This window comes from Thalassospira profundimaris (assembly GCF_003326675.1).
GTDB classification, from domain to species: domain Bacteria; phylum Pseudomonadota; class Alphaproteobacteria; order Rhodospirillales; family Thalassospiraceae; genus Thalassospira; species Thalassospira aquimaris.
This window is the reverse complement of the sequence record NZ_JPWF01000022.1, coordinates 1-13,651: the sequence shown is the minus strand read 5'-3', so window position 1 is coordinate 13,651 and position 13,651 is coordinate 1. Positions and strand designations below refer to the sequence as shown.

Genomic DNA, 13,651 nt, shown 5'->3' with positions numbered 1-13,651 from the left:
TCATTCTGCCGCCTCCGCGTCTTCGCGCTGTTGGGGCGGCAGGTATTGCAGCAACATGGTCGACTGGATTTTCACCAACTGGGCCATGAGTTGCTGTTGCTGAACTTGCTGGCGGTTTGACATCGCCATCCATTTGGCAATTGCCATCAGAAGGCGCTTCATATCCGCTGCACCGTTGGTGCCAGCTTCGAGCTCTTCAATGGTCTGCTGAATTTCTTCTGCGCTTTGAACAGTCAGATCGCTCTGAGCCAAGCCGGTTGCGACGGCATCTTTGGCCAGTTCTTCGCGTCTTGCTTCGACCATGGCACGGGCTTGTTGTTGTGCCTGCCATTTGGCTTTGTTGACCGGGTGATCCGGATTGGACCAGACACCGCTCCCGGAACCTGAGCCATTGTTGCTGCCAGCAAACTCGCTGCCTTCCGGGAAAGTCCAGGTCGAAGGATCGTTCGGATCAAACCAAAGCGACTTGCGATAGATGCTGCGACCCTCGCAGATGCTAAAGAAGTCGAGATCATCGAGATTCATGCCCGGCATCAGGCCAGAGAGATCCGGCGTCAGACATTGAATGTCGCGCATGATCCGGTTGGTGAGCTTCTGCATGTTCAGCACGGGCAACGTGATCTGCCCCATGGCCCCGATAGCATCAATCGTCCCCTGGGCTTGAGCGCTCAGTTTGGTCAGCCATTCAGTATGCTGTTTGAGCTGATCAATCTGCTTTTGCATCTTGCTGAGCTGTTCACCCAACTTCGCAATGGCAGACACATCGATCACCGGATAGGTTGCGTAAGCAATTGCCGGGGTAGCCAGAACAATCCCGAAAGCAAGAGCGACAGAACGAAGACGCTTGTTCATGATCGACCTCCTGCCAGAAGAAGGACAAGCAAGACGATCAGGACAACACTGGTTGCGAGCGGCCAATGCATCATCGCAAGTAGGCCGACAGCACCAACGAGGCTGGTTACAGCCATCATTAAAAGGGATTGTTTGATCATGTCCGGGTGATCGCAGTTGCTTACAGATGGCTCGGCCATGCGTCCCCCCATTTGCGTTGAATGGTGGCAAGATCGTTATTGGCATCCGGCCCGGAACGGTAGAACCGCACAGCATCGCCAAGCGGTGTCAGATCGACGTCAAGAATGGCGCTTTCCTCAAAGCCGCTTGCCTCATCACGCTTGATGATCAGAACCCGCCGATCATTCTTCTTGCGTGATCGCGTGCGGCCCTGAACAAACAGCTTTTGTTCGTCGTTGAGATTGAACGGCTTGAGGCTCTCTTCCGTGACCTTGGAGTTCGGGAAGAAGATCATTGTGGCGGTGTTTTCGATGATCGCTTCAGCGGCCCCGGTTTTGCCCAGACCTGCCGGATCCTGAAACGCCATGCCAACCGCACCGCCAAGCTTGCGGTATTCGCGGTACATCTCAGCCCCGAGATCCCGGAAGCCGGGGTTGGAAAGAAGTTTGGCTGCCTCATCAATGAAGATGACAAAGCCACCATTGCGACCGGCAACTGATTTACTGATCGCTTCAGAGATATGACCAACCACCGGCCCGCCAAGTGCCGGATCGGCCAGCGCCTCGTTCATGTTGATCCCGACCATGTGCGATTGGTTCAGAAGGCCGCCGAGGCTGTCATGCGGGGCGTTGAAGATGTGGCTCCGAAGACCAGTATTGCCCTTGTCATCCGTCACCCATTGCGCGAATGCACGGCGAAGGGCAGAACGACGGGCAAAGGCAAAGGGATATATGGCATTCAATGTGCGATGAGGCGGTTCAATCTGGAATGCCAGATCGACGGCATGATTAAGCGCATCGATGTCACCATCTTCGAGATCTATTCCGGCAAGTGACTTGAGGATCGCATAGACACGTTCACGGTTCTTTGGCGTGTCGTCACCAACATCCAAAGGATTGAGCGAAAGACCATCATAGGCTTGATAAAGACCGCCCATGGCCTCGACCATGAAGCGTGTACCTTCCTTGGAATCAAAGATGTAAGACCGCACATTCTCAAACTTCGCAAGGCCACCCATCAGATGCATGATCAGGGTGGACTTGCCGACCCCGGACGGCGCAAAAACTAGAAAGTTGCCAAGCGAGAATGGCTTGTTGACCACTTGAAACTGGAACGCATAAGACTGGCCGGTTGGTGTTTTAAACCAGCGAACTGGTGCCGGGCCGAACTGGCTGGCCAACATGCCGGTTGCGGAATGCGGCAAAGCCCAAAGGGCTGCAATGTTCTGATCGCGCAGATCCAGCGGGGCCATAAACTGACTGCCAGGCAATCTGATCTTGCGTTTGGAGATGACAGGCAAACGGTTAAACCAGCAGACTGGTGCGCCCTTGGTTTGCACGGCATAGCCGATCCGTTTGTTACCAAGGATCTCTGTAATCTCGCGGATAAGGCCGTGGAGTTTTTCCTCGGTTTCGGCACGGGGAATGATCTGAAACTGCGTGGCAAAGAGGGCTGTTTTCCCTTCGGCCAAAAGGTCGAGCAGGGTTGAGACTTCCGCTGCTGCCGCTGGATTGCCAAACCACGAATTAGACTCACCAGCCATGCGGCGTTTATTGACCAGCATCGCCTGATCACTGCCCCAGGGATCACAGATCTGGCAGATCTCAATATCGCCCTGCAGGGCGAGGACCTCGCCGATCAGATGGCCCGACAACGTTTCCGGCCAGAGTGTAACGGCAATGACCTTATGGAATTGGCGGATTGGAACATGGGTTGTGATGGTGCCGGTCACCTTGTCGCAATGAAGGTCAGATGCCGGAAGGTTTGCGGACAGATTATGACTGGTCGCCGGAAGATCACGACGATAATCGCCACTGACCAATCCATTGAGAAACCCGGAAAGCAAACAAGGCTGATCGTCATCAGAGCGTACAAGAAGCTCTGGGCGATATTCCGAAAGAATGGCCGGGATCTTCTCTTCGGCATCTAGCAAAGGCTGCATGGTCTGAGCGGTTGCCATCAGATACCAGTCGATGAAGTAGCTTGATTTATATTGCCGGGCTTCTGCGGTGCCGATCTCATCAAGCACGCTATTGGGCCAGTTTGCATGAGCGGCAATCTCACGCTGGCGTTTGACTGCGAACAACCGAACAGTGACCGACCGTTTGCCAAGGTCCTGCAAAAGAGACTGGCGACCAAGCAACAAGGTTTGTTGCTCGCTCTCGATACGGGCGTCATAGCTGGTCCCTTGCAGGTGCCAGATACGCGATAGCGACCGGTCCTTGCCGCGTACAGTGACGCCATCGACCGGATCAATCCCGTCGAGCTCAAGCTCGTCCTGCAGCCAGTCTTGCTCAATATCCCCAAGCAAAAGGCGACGACCTGCCGGAACGACTAGGCTGCCTGCCATGCTGGTCACAAGACCAGTGGTGATTACATCGGTCCAGATCATTTGCGACCTCCCGTGGTCAGGAGGCGCTCACCCTTACGGCTGCCCCAAAACATCGGGGTCACCAGCAGGTCGCGGTCATAGTTCGGATTGATCCGCTGATGTTTGACGAGATAGATCCATGCGCCGACAAAGCCCACAATCCCGCCTGGAATAACCAGGACAGGAAAATCGAACACGACGGGCAGGACAAAACCCAGAACGCCAGCGAGACCGGCCACAAGCAGAAGCGGGATCGGCAGACCGATCAGCGTCATCTGGCGCTGGACCTGAATGAGAACAGCACTGGCGGCTTTCATTTGAGAACCCCCAGAAGACCCGAAGCAATGGCCGGTCCTGCAGTGACCAGGATGCCACCGATCACCATCATGATGCCGCGTTGCGGATCGAGCCTGCCGGTAAAAGCGCCCCAACCGCCATAGACGACCAAGCCAAGACCAAGCGCGATGGCGAAGATCTTGCCAAAGCCTTCGGCCAGAAGTTCAAGGAAAGAGACAACCGGATCCCACCAGTTGCCACCTGTAGTGTCTTGCGCAAAAGCCGGTTCGGTCATGGCCAATGTGGCAAGGCCAGCGATGACAGCGATTTTGAGAAGGTTGCGTTTGTCCATGGTGTGTTTTCCTTGTCGTCAGATCGTCAAAACGGTGAGGACGCCCAGCGTGAAGACGACGGCGACCAGATTGAGAGCGGTGAGGATGGAGATCAGCTTGACCATTTTGCGAAAGCGGTCCTGAGCCGTATCGGCAAGACGGGCGGCTTCCTGCATGGCAGACAGACGTTCCCGCACGGCATCAGTCAGAGCTTCATTCTTGAAGTCCTCGATGGCGGCGGTGACATCACTGGTGAAGGTTTCTGCCTGTGCCTGGATGATCCCGGACAGGGTCCGGTTATGCTGATCAATCAGGCGGCGATGTTCGTCGAGCACGACCTTGTGGATGGTGTAGATCATGAGCACCGGGTCACCGTCCTCGACGGTGACCTGATGAACTTTCCACAAATGGGTGCGCAGCTCTTCGATGCTGTCCATGGTCAGTGGCGGCGGCGGAGCCTCATCAAGAACGCTGGCCATTACAGCACCGCCTGTTCCATGGAGGCTCCAATGCTGCGCCAGGTCATCATCAGACGTTGGCGCGACATCAGGGGAAAGTCGGCATGTTTACCTGCCTCATCGAAGGTCAGGCGGGCACGCATCATTTGCTCGATGTCGTGGCCAAAGGTTTCTTTACGAACCTCGGGCAAACGTACCAGCGCGTGAATGCGGTTCTTGTTCTTTTTATAAAGTCCGGAATGCTCGAAGCTCTCGACTTCGCCAGATGCGTTCTTGCGTTCGATCCGCCCGAAATATTCATTGAGCCAAACGACAACCGGAATATCGGGAACGCTCTGCAGAACCTGATGGAGACCCTGCATCGTGTCATTCAGCGCTTGCCCACCGGTAAGCACGGTATGAAGGCGAACCTCATGACCTGCATCAGCCAGCATCTGCAGCGCCTGAGCTTCGACCATATAGCCAAGCAGTGGCAAGAAGGTGCTGGCCCCGTTATCGATCACAATCACCCCATCTTCCGGGCTGGTCATGATCTGTTCGATCAGCGCATCGAAATAGCGCGGGTTGATTTCGTCAGGACGTTCGCCCAGGCGAATGGTCTCGACCGGAAATGCCTTGTATCCGGCAAAGGTCTGGTTGACCGGATCGGTGTCATAGCAATGAAGCGGGGTGTCGCGTTTGAGATAATGCTGCGCGAGCAGGCTTGCGACAAACGACTTGCCGACCCCGCCCTTGCCCTGAAGGGTAAGATTAATCAACGCCATCGGCGATAACTCCATCTGAAATGATAATTTTGATGCCCAGCACAGTGGCCAGGCGGAACACATGGGCTGCAGACAGATCCGTCCTGCCAGCCTCAAAATCTCGATAGGTGCGTTCGCACACGCCTATGCATTCACCTGCACCAGCTTGGGTAAGACGTTGGCTCTCGCGGGCTTGACGCAGGCGGGTGTGAAGGGTGAGGTAGTCTGATTGCCAGGAACTCACGGAGTTTCCTCCGTGTTGTCCGAGGACCCTTCCCACAAGCGATCAAGCTCTTCTTGCTCTTCGGCCTTGAGGCTTGGGAGCAAATTGCTTGTGGCTGGCTTCGAGTTCTCAGTCAGGTAGTTCTGGATTGGTTTGCTGGTGTGCCCAGTGGATTGCGCAGAGGTATTTCGTGTGGGCTTCGAGGCTTCAGTACGCAGTCGTTTCACACGGTCATAGAATGAGCGGCGAGACATTGTGATACGTCCCGACGCACTCAGTTCTTCGTAGATTGTTCTGATCAGAATGCCTTGCTCAAGCTTGCCGAGAATTTCATCTCGCAAAGCAAGGATTTCGATCTTCGCCTGACCCCATTCGGCTGGCATTGTAGGACCCCCATCATGCCGTTAACGACTTGACAAGGATCGGAAATGTATGGTCTCAATTCTCTACCGAGTGCACCAAAATCTGATGTTTCTCGGGGAAAAGAATTGGGCAAACAGGTATGCCCCCGCAACCAATAAAAAGACCCTGTCACCTTCGGTGGCAGGGTTTTTTTTATGTCGCCAGGGCTGTGGATCTGAACCTCGCAAACAGGCCATAGCCTGTTTGCACAAAGGTTCTTTGCGTAGGCCAAAGGCCGGAGCTGAGCGAGCAAAGCGAGCGCTAATCCTGCCCCCGCAACCAAAATGAACAACTTACCCAAAGAAATTCCGAATAATCTCGCCATAAATCAGTGCAAGGTCTTCCAGGTCTTTGACTTCAAGATGTTCATCGACCTGATGAATGGTTTTGTTGATTGGGCCGAAATCGACCACCGGGCAATAATTGGTAATAAACCGTGAATCGGAGGTGCCGCCGCTCGTCGAGAATTCAGGCCGGACGCCCTGTATTTTCTGACACGCGTCGCTAATAAGGTCGCTAAGTTGTCCCGGTTCGGTCAGGAAACTCTCCCCAGCGACATAGGTATCCAGATCGTAAAAGGCTTCTCCCCCGGCAGCAGCTGTTAGAATGTCGCGAAGTTTCGCCACAAGTTCCGGGCCGGAATGCAGATCACAATAGCGAATATTAAAGGCCGCCGTGGCCTTGCCCGGGATGATGTTGGTGGCCGTATTGCCGATATCGATCGACGTGATAGCCAGATTGGAAGGTTCGAAAAATTCCGATCCATCATCCATATGCCACTTCACCAATCCATCACACATCGCAATCAATCGGTGGGCGGCATTGTCTGCCAGTGCCGGATACCCGGTATGGCCCTGGGTTCCGCGCACCGTAATTTTACCATCAAGGCAGCCGCGCCGTCCGATTTTGATGGCATCACCAAGTGTTTCCGAACTCGTCGGTTCCCCGGTAATGCAGGCATCCCATCGTTCACCCTGTTCATACAGATGTTTGAGCATTTTGACCGTGCCATTGATCGCCGGTCCTTCTTCATCGCCGGTAATCAGAAGGCTAAGGCTGCCGTCCGGGCGCCAGCCATTGGCAAAAAGGGTCTGGATCGCGGCAACCCAGGCGGCAATCCCGCCTTTCATATCCGCTGTTCCACGACCATACAGTTTGCCATCATGGATTTCGCCACCAAAGGGCGGATACGTCCAGGCGGATTCGTTGCCGACGGGCACAACATCGGTATGACCGGCAAAACACAAATTGGGTTCTGCGGTACCAAAGCGTGCATAGAGATTATCAATCGTAGGCGTTCCGTCCTCGGCAAAAACAAGGCGCTGGCAGGCAAAGCCAAGTTCTTCGAGGATCCCTTGCAGATAATCAAGTGCACCGCCTTCTTTCGGGGTAACGCTGGGGCACCGAACAAGGTGTTGGGCAATCGTGGTTGCATCCGATGTCATTTGTCTGCCTGCAAATAGGAAGTTGATTGGTCATTGTAATGCGTTTGGCGCTGCCGGTGACAGTGTCGTCAGGTCGCATGATTTGCAAGAAAAATGCATATGTTGACAAAATGAAAGAAAACTTTCAAAAATGATGGCATGAAAAGAATTCTAATGTAAGGAAAGTGGATGGCCAAATCAGTGCGTGATCGGCTGGCCGATGCAATGCAGACCGGTTCCAAAGCGGAAAAGGCGATTGCAGCGTTCATCGACGGTGCCTTGGCCGATATCCCGTTTGAAACGGCCGCGAGCCTTGCTTCTAAGGTCGGGGTTAGCGAGGCGACGATTGGTCGTTTTTGCCGCGCCATTGGCTATCAGCATTTCCGCGATCTGAAAGACCATCTTAAGGCGGACATCGGATCGCATCCCTGGCTGATCAGTGACCGGTTGGGTGAGTTTCATGCCGCCACCGGTGATGATGACAGTGCATTGGCCCGCGGGTTGGAGCTTGAGATGGCAGGACTTGTTACCATTTACGAGCAGGCGCGAACCGAAAACTGGAAACGGGTTGCCAAACGGTTGGCATCGACAACACGCGTATTTGTTGCCGGCTTTCAAACCGAACGCGGCATCGGGCAGTATTTTGCCAATCAGCTGCAATATCTGCGCAAGGGTGTGCAGCTTGTCGATTTGGCGGCGGGCAACTTTGCCGAAATCCTGGCCGGTGACGAGGAATGCTGCCTTGTGATGTTTGAAGCACGTCGCTATTCGCGCCAGGCCAAGGTTCTTGCCGAAGATGCCCGTGCTGCAAATATCCCGGTTACCCTGATGACCGATATTTATTGTGATTGGGGTTCTGAAGCGAGTGACGAGATGTTCACGATCCCGACACAGGTCAATCAGTTTTGGGATTCGACCGCCCTTCTGGCCAATCTTGGCAACCTGATGATCAATAGTGTGTTCATGGAACTCGGCCCGGAAGTCGAGGAGCGCTTGAACCGTACAGCAGAATTGTTCGGGCGTTTTACCGGACATGTCGGGAACCCGATTTCCCGGATAGCAAAATAAACAAACGAAGCCAACAGCGAGGAATATCGAAAATGAGCTTGAAAGCAAAACTGGTACAGACAATCGCGGCAAGTGCGCTTGTCATGGGTATGAGCAGTGCGGCAATGGCCGAAAGCCTGCGTCTGGGGACAGAGGGTGCCTATCCTCCGTTCAACTATATCGAATCAAATGGTGAAATTGCCGGCTTTGATGTCGAGATCGGTCTTGAGCTTTGCAAACGTATTGGTGCCGATTGCGAAGTCGTCGCCCAGGATTGGGACGGGATCATTCCGGGCCTGATCGCCAACAAATATGATTTCATCATCGCATCGATGTTCATCACCGAAGAACGTAAAAAACAGGTCGATTTCACCGATCCGTATTATCTTGCAGCGATGACCCACATGGTTCCGAAGGGTTCGGAGATCAAGGAATTCACCAACGACGCGCTTAAAGACGTGATCATTGGCGCGCAGTCGGGTACGACCCAGGCCGATTACATCGAACAGATGTATCCCGATGCCGATATCCGTCTCTATCCGACCCAGGATGAAGTGAACCTTGATATGGCAAGTGGCCGTATTGACATGCAGGTCGGTGATATGTTGCCGCTGCTTGACTGGTCGACGACCGATGACGGTGCGTGCTGTGAGCTTGCCGGTGAACCGATCACTGATCCGGCCTTTGTTGGCGAAGGTGTTGGTATTGCGGTTCGTCAGGAAGATGACGACCTGCGCGAACGCCTGAACAAGGCGCTGCAAGAAATCCGTGCCGATGGTACCTATAAGAAGATCAATGACAAATACTTCACCATCGACGTCTACACGATGAAGTAAGTCAAAAACGACTTCTGCGGAAAAGTATCCACACAATGCTTGAGCTGTTTTCATACGGAGACACAGGTTGGGGGGATGAGATCCTTATGGGTCTTGCGACGACCATGAAATTGGCCGTCGCCACCCTGCCTGTCGGGATGATCATCGGGTTTCTGATTGCCTTTGCGGCAATGTCGGGGATCCGGGCTGTGCGCTATGTCGGGGTGGGCTACACCACGATCATGCGCGGTCTTCCCGAAATCCTGACCCTGTTTGTTGTCTATAACGGGGCGGGGCTTTTGTTGAACAGTTTGATCAAATGGTGGAACCCGGAGGCAGAAGGCACCGATTTCAGTCCTTTTCTGGCTGGTGTGATTGCGCTGGCCATGGTTTTCGGTGCCTTCGCCGCCGAAGTTATTCGCGGCGCCTATAATTCCCTGGATAAAGGACAGATCGAAGCTGCCGCTGCCGTTGGCATGACACCCCAACAGACATTCTGGCGGATCAAGCTGCCGCAACTTTGGCGCTTTGCCCTGCCTGGTATCGGGAATCTCTGGATCAATATGCTGAAGGATACCGCACTTGTTTCGGTTATTGCGCTTGATGATCTGATGCGCATGACCAAGGTGGCCGTGGGCGTCACCAAGCAGCCCTTTACCTTCTATCTGGTGGCTTGCTTGATTTACTGGGTGCTTTGCGTTTTATCCGAAATGATCCTGTCGCGGATGGAACGTCACGCCAACCGTGGTGTGAGGAGAGCCTGATATGAACCCGATTGAAATCATGGTCTCCTATTGGCCAAGGATGCTTGACGGTACGTTGATGACCCTCAAGCTCACCATTCTTGGGGCTCTGATCGCCGGTGCGATCTCACCCTGGCTTGCGCTTGTGCGCAGCCACGGCTCGTTGATCGCCCAGACCCCCATTCGCATTTATGTATCCTTTGTGCGTGGCACACCGATTCTTGCCCAGTTGTTCCTGGTGTTTTACGGGTCGGGGCAGTTTCGCCCGGAACTGATGGAGCTGGGGCTTTGGAATTTCTTCCGTGACCCGTTCAACTGCGCGATTCTGGTCTTTGTCCTGAACTCGACCGCTTATCAAACAGAAATTATGCGCGGCGGTATTCAGGGCGTTAATCTCGGCGAGATCGAAGCCGCCAAGGCAATCGGCATGACGCGCATGACAATTTTGCGCCGTGTGATTTTCCCGCATGCCTATCGCATTGCATGGCCTGCACTCAGTAACGAGATCATCCTTCTGATGAAGGCAAGTGCGCTGGCAAGTGTGGTGACGGTATTCGATATCATGGGCCGAACACGCCAGATTTTTTCAAAGACCTTTGATTTCTCGATCTATCTGTGGGCGGCGCTGATTTATCTCGCGATTACGTCATTGTTTGTTTTTGGCTGGCACCGGATCGAACGCCGTTTGAACCGCCATATCCTGCCGCGTAACAACGCAAATGCTGTTTCCTAAGCTGAAAGATGATCCCGATGGACCCGTCCGGCCCGATCCTGAGTGCCATTGATATCCGTAAATCCTTTGGCGATGTCGAAGTTCTTAAGGGCATTTCGCTTGATGCCAAAAAACACGACGTGATTTCGATCCTTGGTGCGTCCGGTTCAGGCAAAAGCACCTTTTTGCGCTGCCTGAATTTCCTTGAGACACCGACATCGGGCAAGGTCATCATTCATGGCGACGAAATCAATGTTCAGAACGGGCAGCCTAAAATGTCCGTACCGATCGAAGATATTCGCAAGCGCCTGGGAATGGTCTTTCAACAATTCAATCTTTGGACCCATCGCACGGTTCTGGAAAATGTGATGGAAGGCCTGATCCACGTTCGCAAGAAATCCCGGGGTGAAGCACGCAGCATCGCCGAAAACTATATCGAACGTGTCGGCCTGTCGCAGCGTGTGGATGCCTATCCCGGTCATTTATCGGGTGGCCAGCAACAACGTGTTGCGATTGCGCGCGCCCTTGCTATGGAACCTGATGCCATTCTGTTTGATGAACCGACTTCGGCACTTGATCCCGAATTGGTTGGCGAGGTCCTTAAAGTCATGCAATCACTGGCCGAAGAAGGCCGGACCATGATTGTGGTAACCCACGAAATGGCATTTGCCCGCGAAGTTTCCTCCGAGGTGGTGTTCCTGCATCAAGGCAAGGTTCTTGAAAAAGGCACCCCTGACGAAATGTTTGCCACCCCCAAAAGCGAAGAATTCAAACGCTTTATCGCATCGATGTGACCAAGGGCCGCCCAGAACGGCCTGTTGCACAGATGATTTATGGAAGTCGCCCTGGACATGAATACAAACCTTGCCCCCAAAACAGGTTTCGCCGGTATCCGGATTGAAAGTGCCGAACTGCGTATCATCAGCTTGCCGCTGCTTACGCCTTTTGTCATTTCGACCGGTACCATGACCGACAAGATCTTTCCGCTCCTTATCCTGAAAGGCGAAGGTCTGGAAGGTTATGCCGAAGCCGTGATGGATCCTTTCCCCGATTATCTTGAAGAAACCATTCCCGGCGCGATGGCGTTTTTGCGTGATGTGTTGCTGCCGGCTCTGGTGGGTCAACGCTTTGCCTCGCCGGCCGATCTTGCGCCGATCCTTGATCCGTGGCGTGGTAATCGCATGGCCAAGGCCATTGTCGAAATGGCGTTTTGGGACCTTTGGAGCAAGGCGCTCGGACTTCCGCTTAAAACTGCGCTTGGCGGGATCAAGCAAACCGTTGATGTCGGCGTTAGCCTGGGGATTGCATCCGTCGAACGCACCCTTGAACGGGTCAGTGAATCGGTCGAGGCCGGATATAAGCGCGTCAAACTGAAGATCAAGCAGGGGCATGACGTGGCTTTGCTCGAAGCGGTACGCAAAGTATATCCGACCATTAAGCTGACCGTGGATGCCAATACCGATTATCGCCTTTCGGATCTTTCTGTTCTTCAGGCGATGGACGGTTTCGGCCTTGATTATATCGAACAGCCGCTGGCCTATGACGATATCTATGATCATGCCCAACTGCAAAAGCAGATGAAAACCGCGATCTGTCTTGATGAAAGCATTCGCACAGTGATCCATGCACGTCAGGCCCTTCAAATGCAGGCCGGACGTGTCATGAATATCAAGGTCGGTCGTGTCGGCGGCCATTCCGAAGCCCGGATGATCCATGATCTCTGCAAGGCGTTTGATGTCCCGGTCTGGTGTGGCGGTATGCTCGAGGCCGGTATTGGCCGGGCGCACAATATTCATCTGTCGACCCTGTCGAATTTCACCAAACCCGGTGACACCTCAAGCGCCAGCCGCTACTTCAAACGCGATATCGTCAATGAACCGCTTGAAGCTGCCAATGGTGTGATTGCTGTACCCTCAAACGGGGCAGGGATTGGTGTAACACTTGATATGCCGTTCCTTGATACCGTGACCACCCATCGCGAGGAAATCCGCTGATGCATGTGGGCACCAAACAAGAAGCACACTCTTTGCCGCGCGATATCGAATTTCGCGAACTGTGCGGCGTTCCCGAGCTAAAGGAAGCCGAGCGTTTGCAGATGGCGGTCTGGGGCGAAGATGACAAACCCGATAACTCGGACATCCTTCTTGCCATCCAGCACGAGGGTGGTTTGATCGCTGGTGCGTTCGAAGGGGATCGGATGCTTGGCTTTCTGTTTGGCTTCCCGTGTCGCGAAAGCGGGGTGCAACATTCCCATCGTTTGGCCGTCCATCCTGACAGTCAGGGACTTGGCCTTGGCGAAAAGATGAAGTGGTATCAGCGTCGCTGGTGTCTGGAGAATGGCATTCACACGGTGCGCTGGACCTATGACCCGGCCCGTCGGGTCAATGCCGGTCTTAATATCGGTAAGCTCGGTGCGACGGCGAAAACCTATTACGATGATTATTATGGCCCGATGGAAGGGATTAACGCAGGCGTGCCATCTGACCGTCTGCTTGCCGAATGGCATCTGAATGATCCGCTTGTTCGTCTAAAGGCCGGTGAAATCGAAAAAGTCGATATGCTTATTGAAACGCCAATTCGTGTATCGATCCCGAAAGACTTCCAAAACCTGCTTGATCAGGACCGGAAAACGGCATTGGCCGAGCGGCTTCGAATCAGATCCGAACTCAGCTCTGCTTTCGCCAACGGTTATCAGATTATCGATTTTGATCTGACCGGGCATTGTTATCTGCTTGGTCGCGATGATCGTGCCTAATCTGCCCTGCAAGGGATGATTCGGGTGCACATATATAATGTCGTTCCGAATCACCTCGTCAAAAACCGGATTTAAGACGCGCATTGGATAAAATTGACGACTCATCGAATCATTTTTGACCTGTTTTACATGCCCGATCGACCATTTGGTTGCTCGGGCATGTTTCTTTTCGGGGGGTATCTACGCATATCCGGTTAGAAAGCCCGGGGCCAAGACACCTATTAGGTGAAATAAATGCCGGATAACGGCCCGAATAAGCAGTTTTTCAGTTTTCTGACATTTTTCTGCAAAAAGGTATTTACAGGTTTTGATATGGGCCCTATAACCCGCCTCCACCGA

The 13,651-nt window shown here is 53.6% G+C and carries 16 protein-coding genes; 7 read left to right on the top strand and 9 right to left on the bottom strand.

Going from position 1 to position 13,651, the window contains the following annotated elements; translation table 11 throughout:
* From TH19_RS20940 to dapE, 9 genes are all read right to left on the bottom strand, one after another.
* Positions 1-918, bottom strand: coding sequence for a hypothetical protein (locus tag TH19_RS20940; RefSeq protein WP_258548070.1), 918 nt, complete (start codon positions 916-918; stop codon positions 1-3).
* Between the two features lie 94 nt (positions 919-1,012).
* Entirely contained in the window at positions 1,013-3,403 is a 2,391-nt protein-coding gene (locus TH19_RS20930) for a VirB4 family type IV secretion system protein (protein WP_114104305.1), read from the bottom strand.
* A complete protein-coding gene (locus TH19_RS20925; protein WP_114104304.1) occupies positions 3,400-3,699 on the bottom strand; it encodes a hypothetical protein in 300 nt (99 codons plus the stop codon). The genes TH19_RS20930 and TH19_RS20925 overlap by 4 nt, the downstream gene beginning before the upstream one ends.
* Complete coding sequence (locus TH19_RS20920) at positions 3,696-4,010, bottom strand: TrbC/VirB2 family protein (RefSeq protein WP_068518714.1); 315 nt, start codon at positions 4,008-4,010, stop codon at positions 3,696-3,698. Before TH19_RS20920 ends, TH19_RS20925 begins: the two co-directional genes overlap by 4 nt.
* Before the next feature lie 18 nt (positions 4,011-4,028).
* Entirely contained in the window at positions 4,029-4,469 is a 441-nt protein-coding gene (locus tag TH19_RS20915) for a hypothetical protein (RefSeq protein ID WP_114104303.1), read from the bottom strand.
* Positions 4,469-5,212 (bottom strand): P-loop NTPase family protein, encoded by a 744-nt coding sequence (locus TH19_RS20910; protein WP_114104302.1) that lies wholly within the window; start codon positions 5,210-5,212, stop codon positions 4,469-4,471. The genes TH19_RS20915 and TH19_RS20910 overlap by 1 nt, the downstream gene beginning before the upstream one ends.
* Positions 5,199-5,435, bottom strand: coding sequence for a helix-turn-helix transcriptional regulator (locus TH19_RS20905; protein WP_114104301.1), 237 nt, complete (start codon positions 5,433-5,435; stop codon positions 5,199-5,201). Before TH19_RS20905 ends, TH19_RS20910 begins: the two co-directional genes overlap by 14 nt.
* On the bottom strand, positions 5,432-5,797 hold the full coding sequence (locus tag TH19_RS20900; RefSeq protein ID WP_114104300.1) for a hypothetical protein: 366 nt from the start codon (positions 5,795-5,797) through the stop codon (positions 5,432-5,434). Before TH19_RS20900 ends, TH19_RS20905 begins: the two co-directional genes overlap by 4 nt.
* A gap of 312 nt (positions 5,798-6,109) precedes the next feature.
* Positions 6,110-7,261, bottom strand: a complete 1,152-nt coding sequence (gene dapE / locus TH19_RS20895; RefSeq protein ID WP_114104299.1) for a succinyl-diaminopimelate desuccinylase — start codon at positions 7,259-7,261, stop codon at positions 6,110-6,112.
* Positions 7,262-7,429: 168 nt separating this feature from the next.
* Here dapE and TH19_RS20890 point away from each other — a divergent pair, with 168 nt between their 5' ends.
* From TH19_RS20890 to TH19_RS20860, 7 genes are all read left to right on the top strand, one after another.
* On the top strand, positions 7,430-8,308 hold the full coding sequence (locus tag TH19_RS20890; protein ID WP_114104298.1) for a MurR/RpiR family transcriptional regulator: 879 nt from the start codon (positions 7,430-7,432) through the stop codon (positions 8,306-8,308).
* Between the two features lie 32 nt (positions 8,309-8,340).
* Complete coding sequence (locus TH19_RS20885) at positions 8,341-9,123, top strand: ABC transporter substrate-binding protein (RefSeq protein ID WP_181846505.1); 783 nt, start codon at positions 8,341-8,343, stop codon at positions 9,121-9,123.
* A gap of 86 nt (positions 9,124-9,209) precedes the next feature.
* Positions 9,210-9,866 carry an ABC transporter permease gene (locus TH19_RS20880; RefSeq protein WP_220151783.1) on the top strand — a complete coding sequence of 219 codons (657 nt, stop codon included), beginning with the start codon at positions 9,210-9,212 and terminating at the stop codon, positions 9,864-9,866.
* Position 9,867: 1 nt separating this feature from the next.
* The gene (locus tag TH19_RS20875; protein ID WP_114104296.1) at positions 9,868-10,578 is read left to right on the top strand and encodes an ABC transporter permease; all 711 of its coding nucleotides are present in this window, start codon (positions 9,868-9,870) and stop codon (positions 10,576-10,578) included.
* A 17-nt stretch (positions 10,579-10,595) separates the two neighbouring features.
* On the top strand, positions 10,596-11,351 hold the full coding sequence (locus TH19_RS20870) for an ABC transporter ATP-binding protein (protein WP_114104329.1): 756 nt from the start codon (positions 10,596-10,598) through the stop codon (positions 11,349-11,351).
* Between the two features lie 57 nt (positions 11,352-11,408).
* Positions 11,409-12,551, top strand: coding sequence for an o-succinylbenzoate synthase (gene menC / locus TH19_RS20865; RefSeq protein ID WP_114104295.1), 1,143 nt, complete (start codon positions 11,409-11,411; stop codon positions 12,549-12,551).
* Positions 12,551-13,312, top strand: coding sequence for a GNAT family N-acetyltransferase (locus TH19_RS20860; protein ID WP_114104294.1), 762 nt, complete (start codon positions 12,551-12,553; stop codon positions 13,310-13,312). Before menC ends, TH19_RS20860 begins: the two co-directional genes overlap by 1 nt.
* Positions 13,313-13,651: the final 339 nt, after the last annotated feature.

Excerpts from the sequence above, each read along its gene's own strand:
- TH19_RS20930 (WP_114104305.1), bottom strand. The coding sequence starts at position 3,403 with ATGATCTGGACCGATGTAATCACCACTGGTCTTGTGACCAGCATGGCA.
- TH19_RS20925 (WP_114104304.1), bottom strand. The coding sequence starts at position 3,699 with ATGAAAGCCGCCAGTGCTGTTCTCATTCAGGTCCAGCGCCAGATGACG.
- TH19_RS20920 (WP_068518714.1), bottom strand. The coding sequence starts at position 4,010 with ATGGACAAACGCAACCTTCTCAAAATCGCTGTCATCGCTGGCCTTGCC.
- TH19_RS20915 (WP_114104303.1), bottom strand. The coding sequence starts at position 4,469 with ATGGCCAGCGTTCTTGATGAGGCTCCGCCGCCGCCACTGACCATGGAC.
- TH19_RS20910 (WP_114104302.1), bottom strand. The coding sequence starts at position 5,212 with ATGGCGTTGATTAATCTTACCCTTCAGGGCAAGGGCGGGGTCGGCAAG.
- TH19_RS20900 (WP_114104300.1), bottom strand. The coding sequence starts at position 5,797 with ATGCCAGCCGAATGGGGTCAGGCGAAGATCGAAATCCTTGCTTTGCGA.
- dapE (WP_114104299.1), bottom strand. The coding sequence starts at position 7,261 with ATGACATCGGATGCAACCACGATTGCCCAACACCTTGTTCGGTGCCCC.
- TH19_RS20890 (WP_114104298.1), top strand. The coding sequence starts at position 7,430 with ATGGCCAAATCAGTGCGTGATCGGCTGGCCGATGCAATGCAGACCGGT.
- TH19_RS20885 (WP_181846505.1), top strand. The coding sequence starts at position 8,341 with ATGAGCTTGAAAGCAAAACTGGTACAGACAATCGCGGCAAGTGCGCTT.
- TH19_RS20880 (WP_220151783.1), top strand. The coding sequence starts at position 9,210 with ATGGGTCTTGCGACGACCATGAAATTGGCCGTCGCCACCCTGCCTGTC.
- TH19_RS20875 (WP_114104296.1), top strand. The coding sequence starts at position 9,868 with ATGAACCCGATTGAAATCATGGTCTCCTATTGGCCAAGGATGCTTGAC.
- TH19_RS20870 (WP_114104329.1), top strand. The coding sequence starts at position 10,596 with ATGGACCCGTCCGGCCCGATCCTGAGTGCCATTGATATCCGTAAATCC.
- menC (WP_114104295.1), top strand. The coding sequence starts at position 11,409 with ATGAATACAAACCTTGCCCCCAAAACAGGTTTCGCCGGTATCCGGATT.
- TH19_RS20860 (WP_114104294.1), top strand. The coding sequence starts at position 12,551 with ATGCATGTGGGCACCAAACAAGAAGCACACTCTTTGCCGCGCGATATC.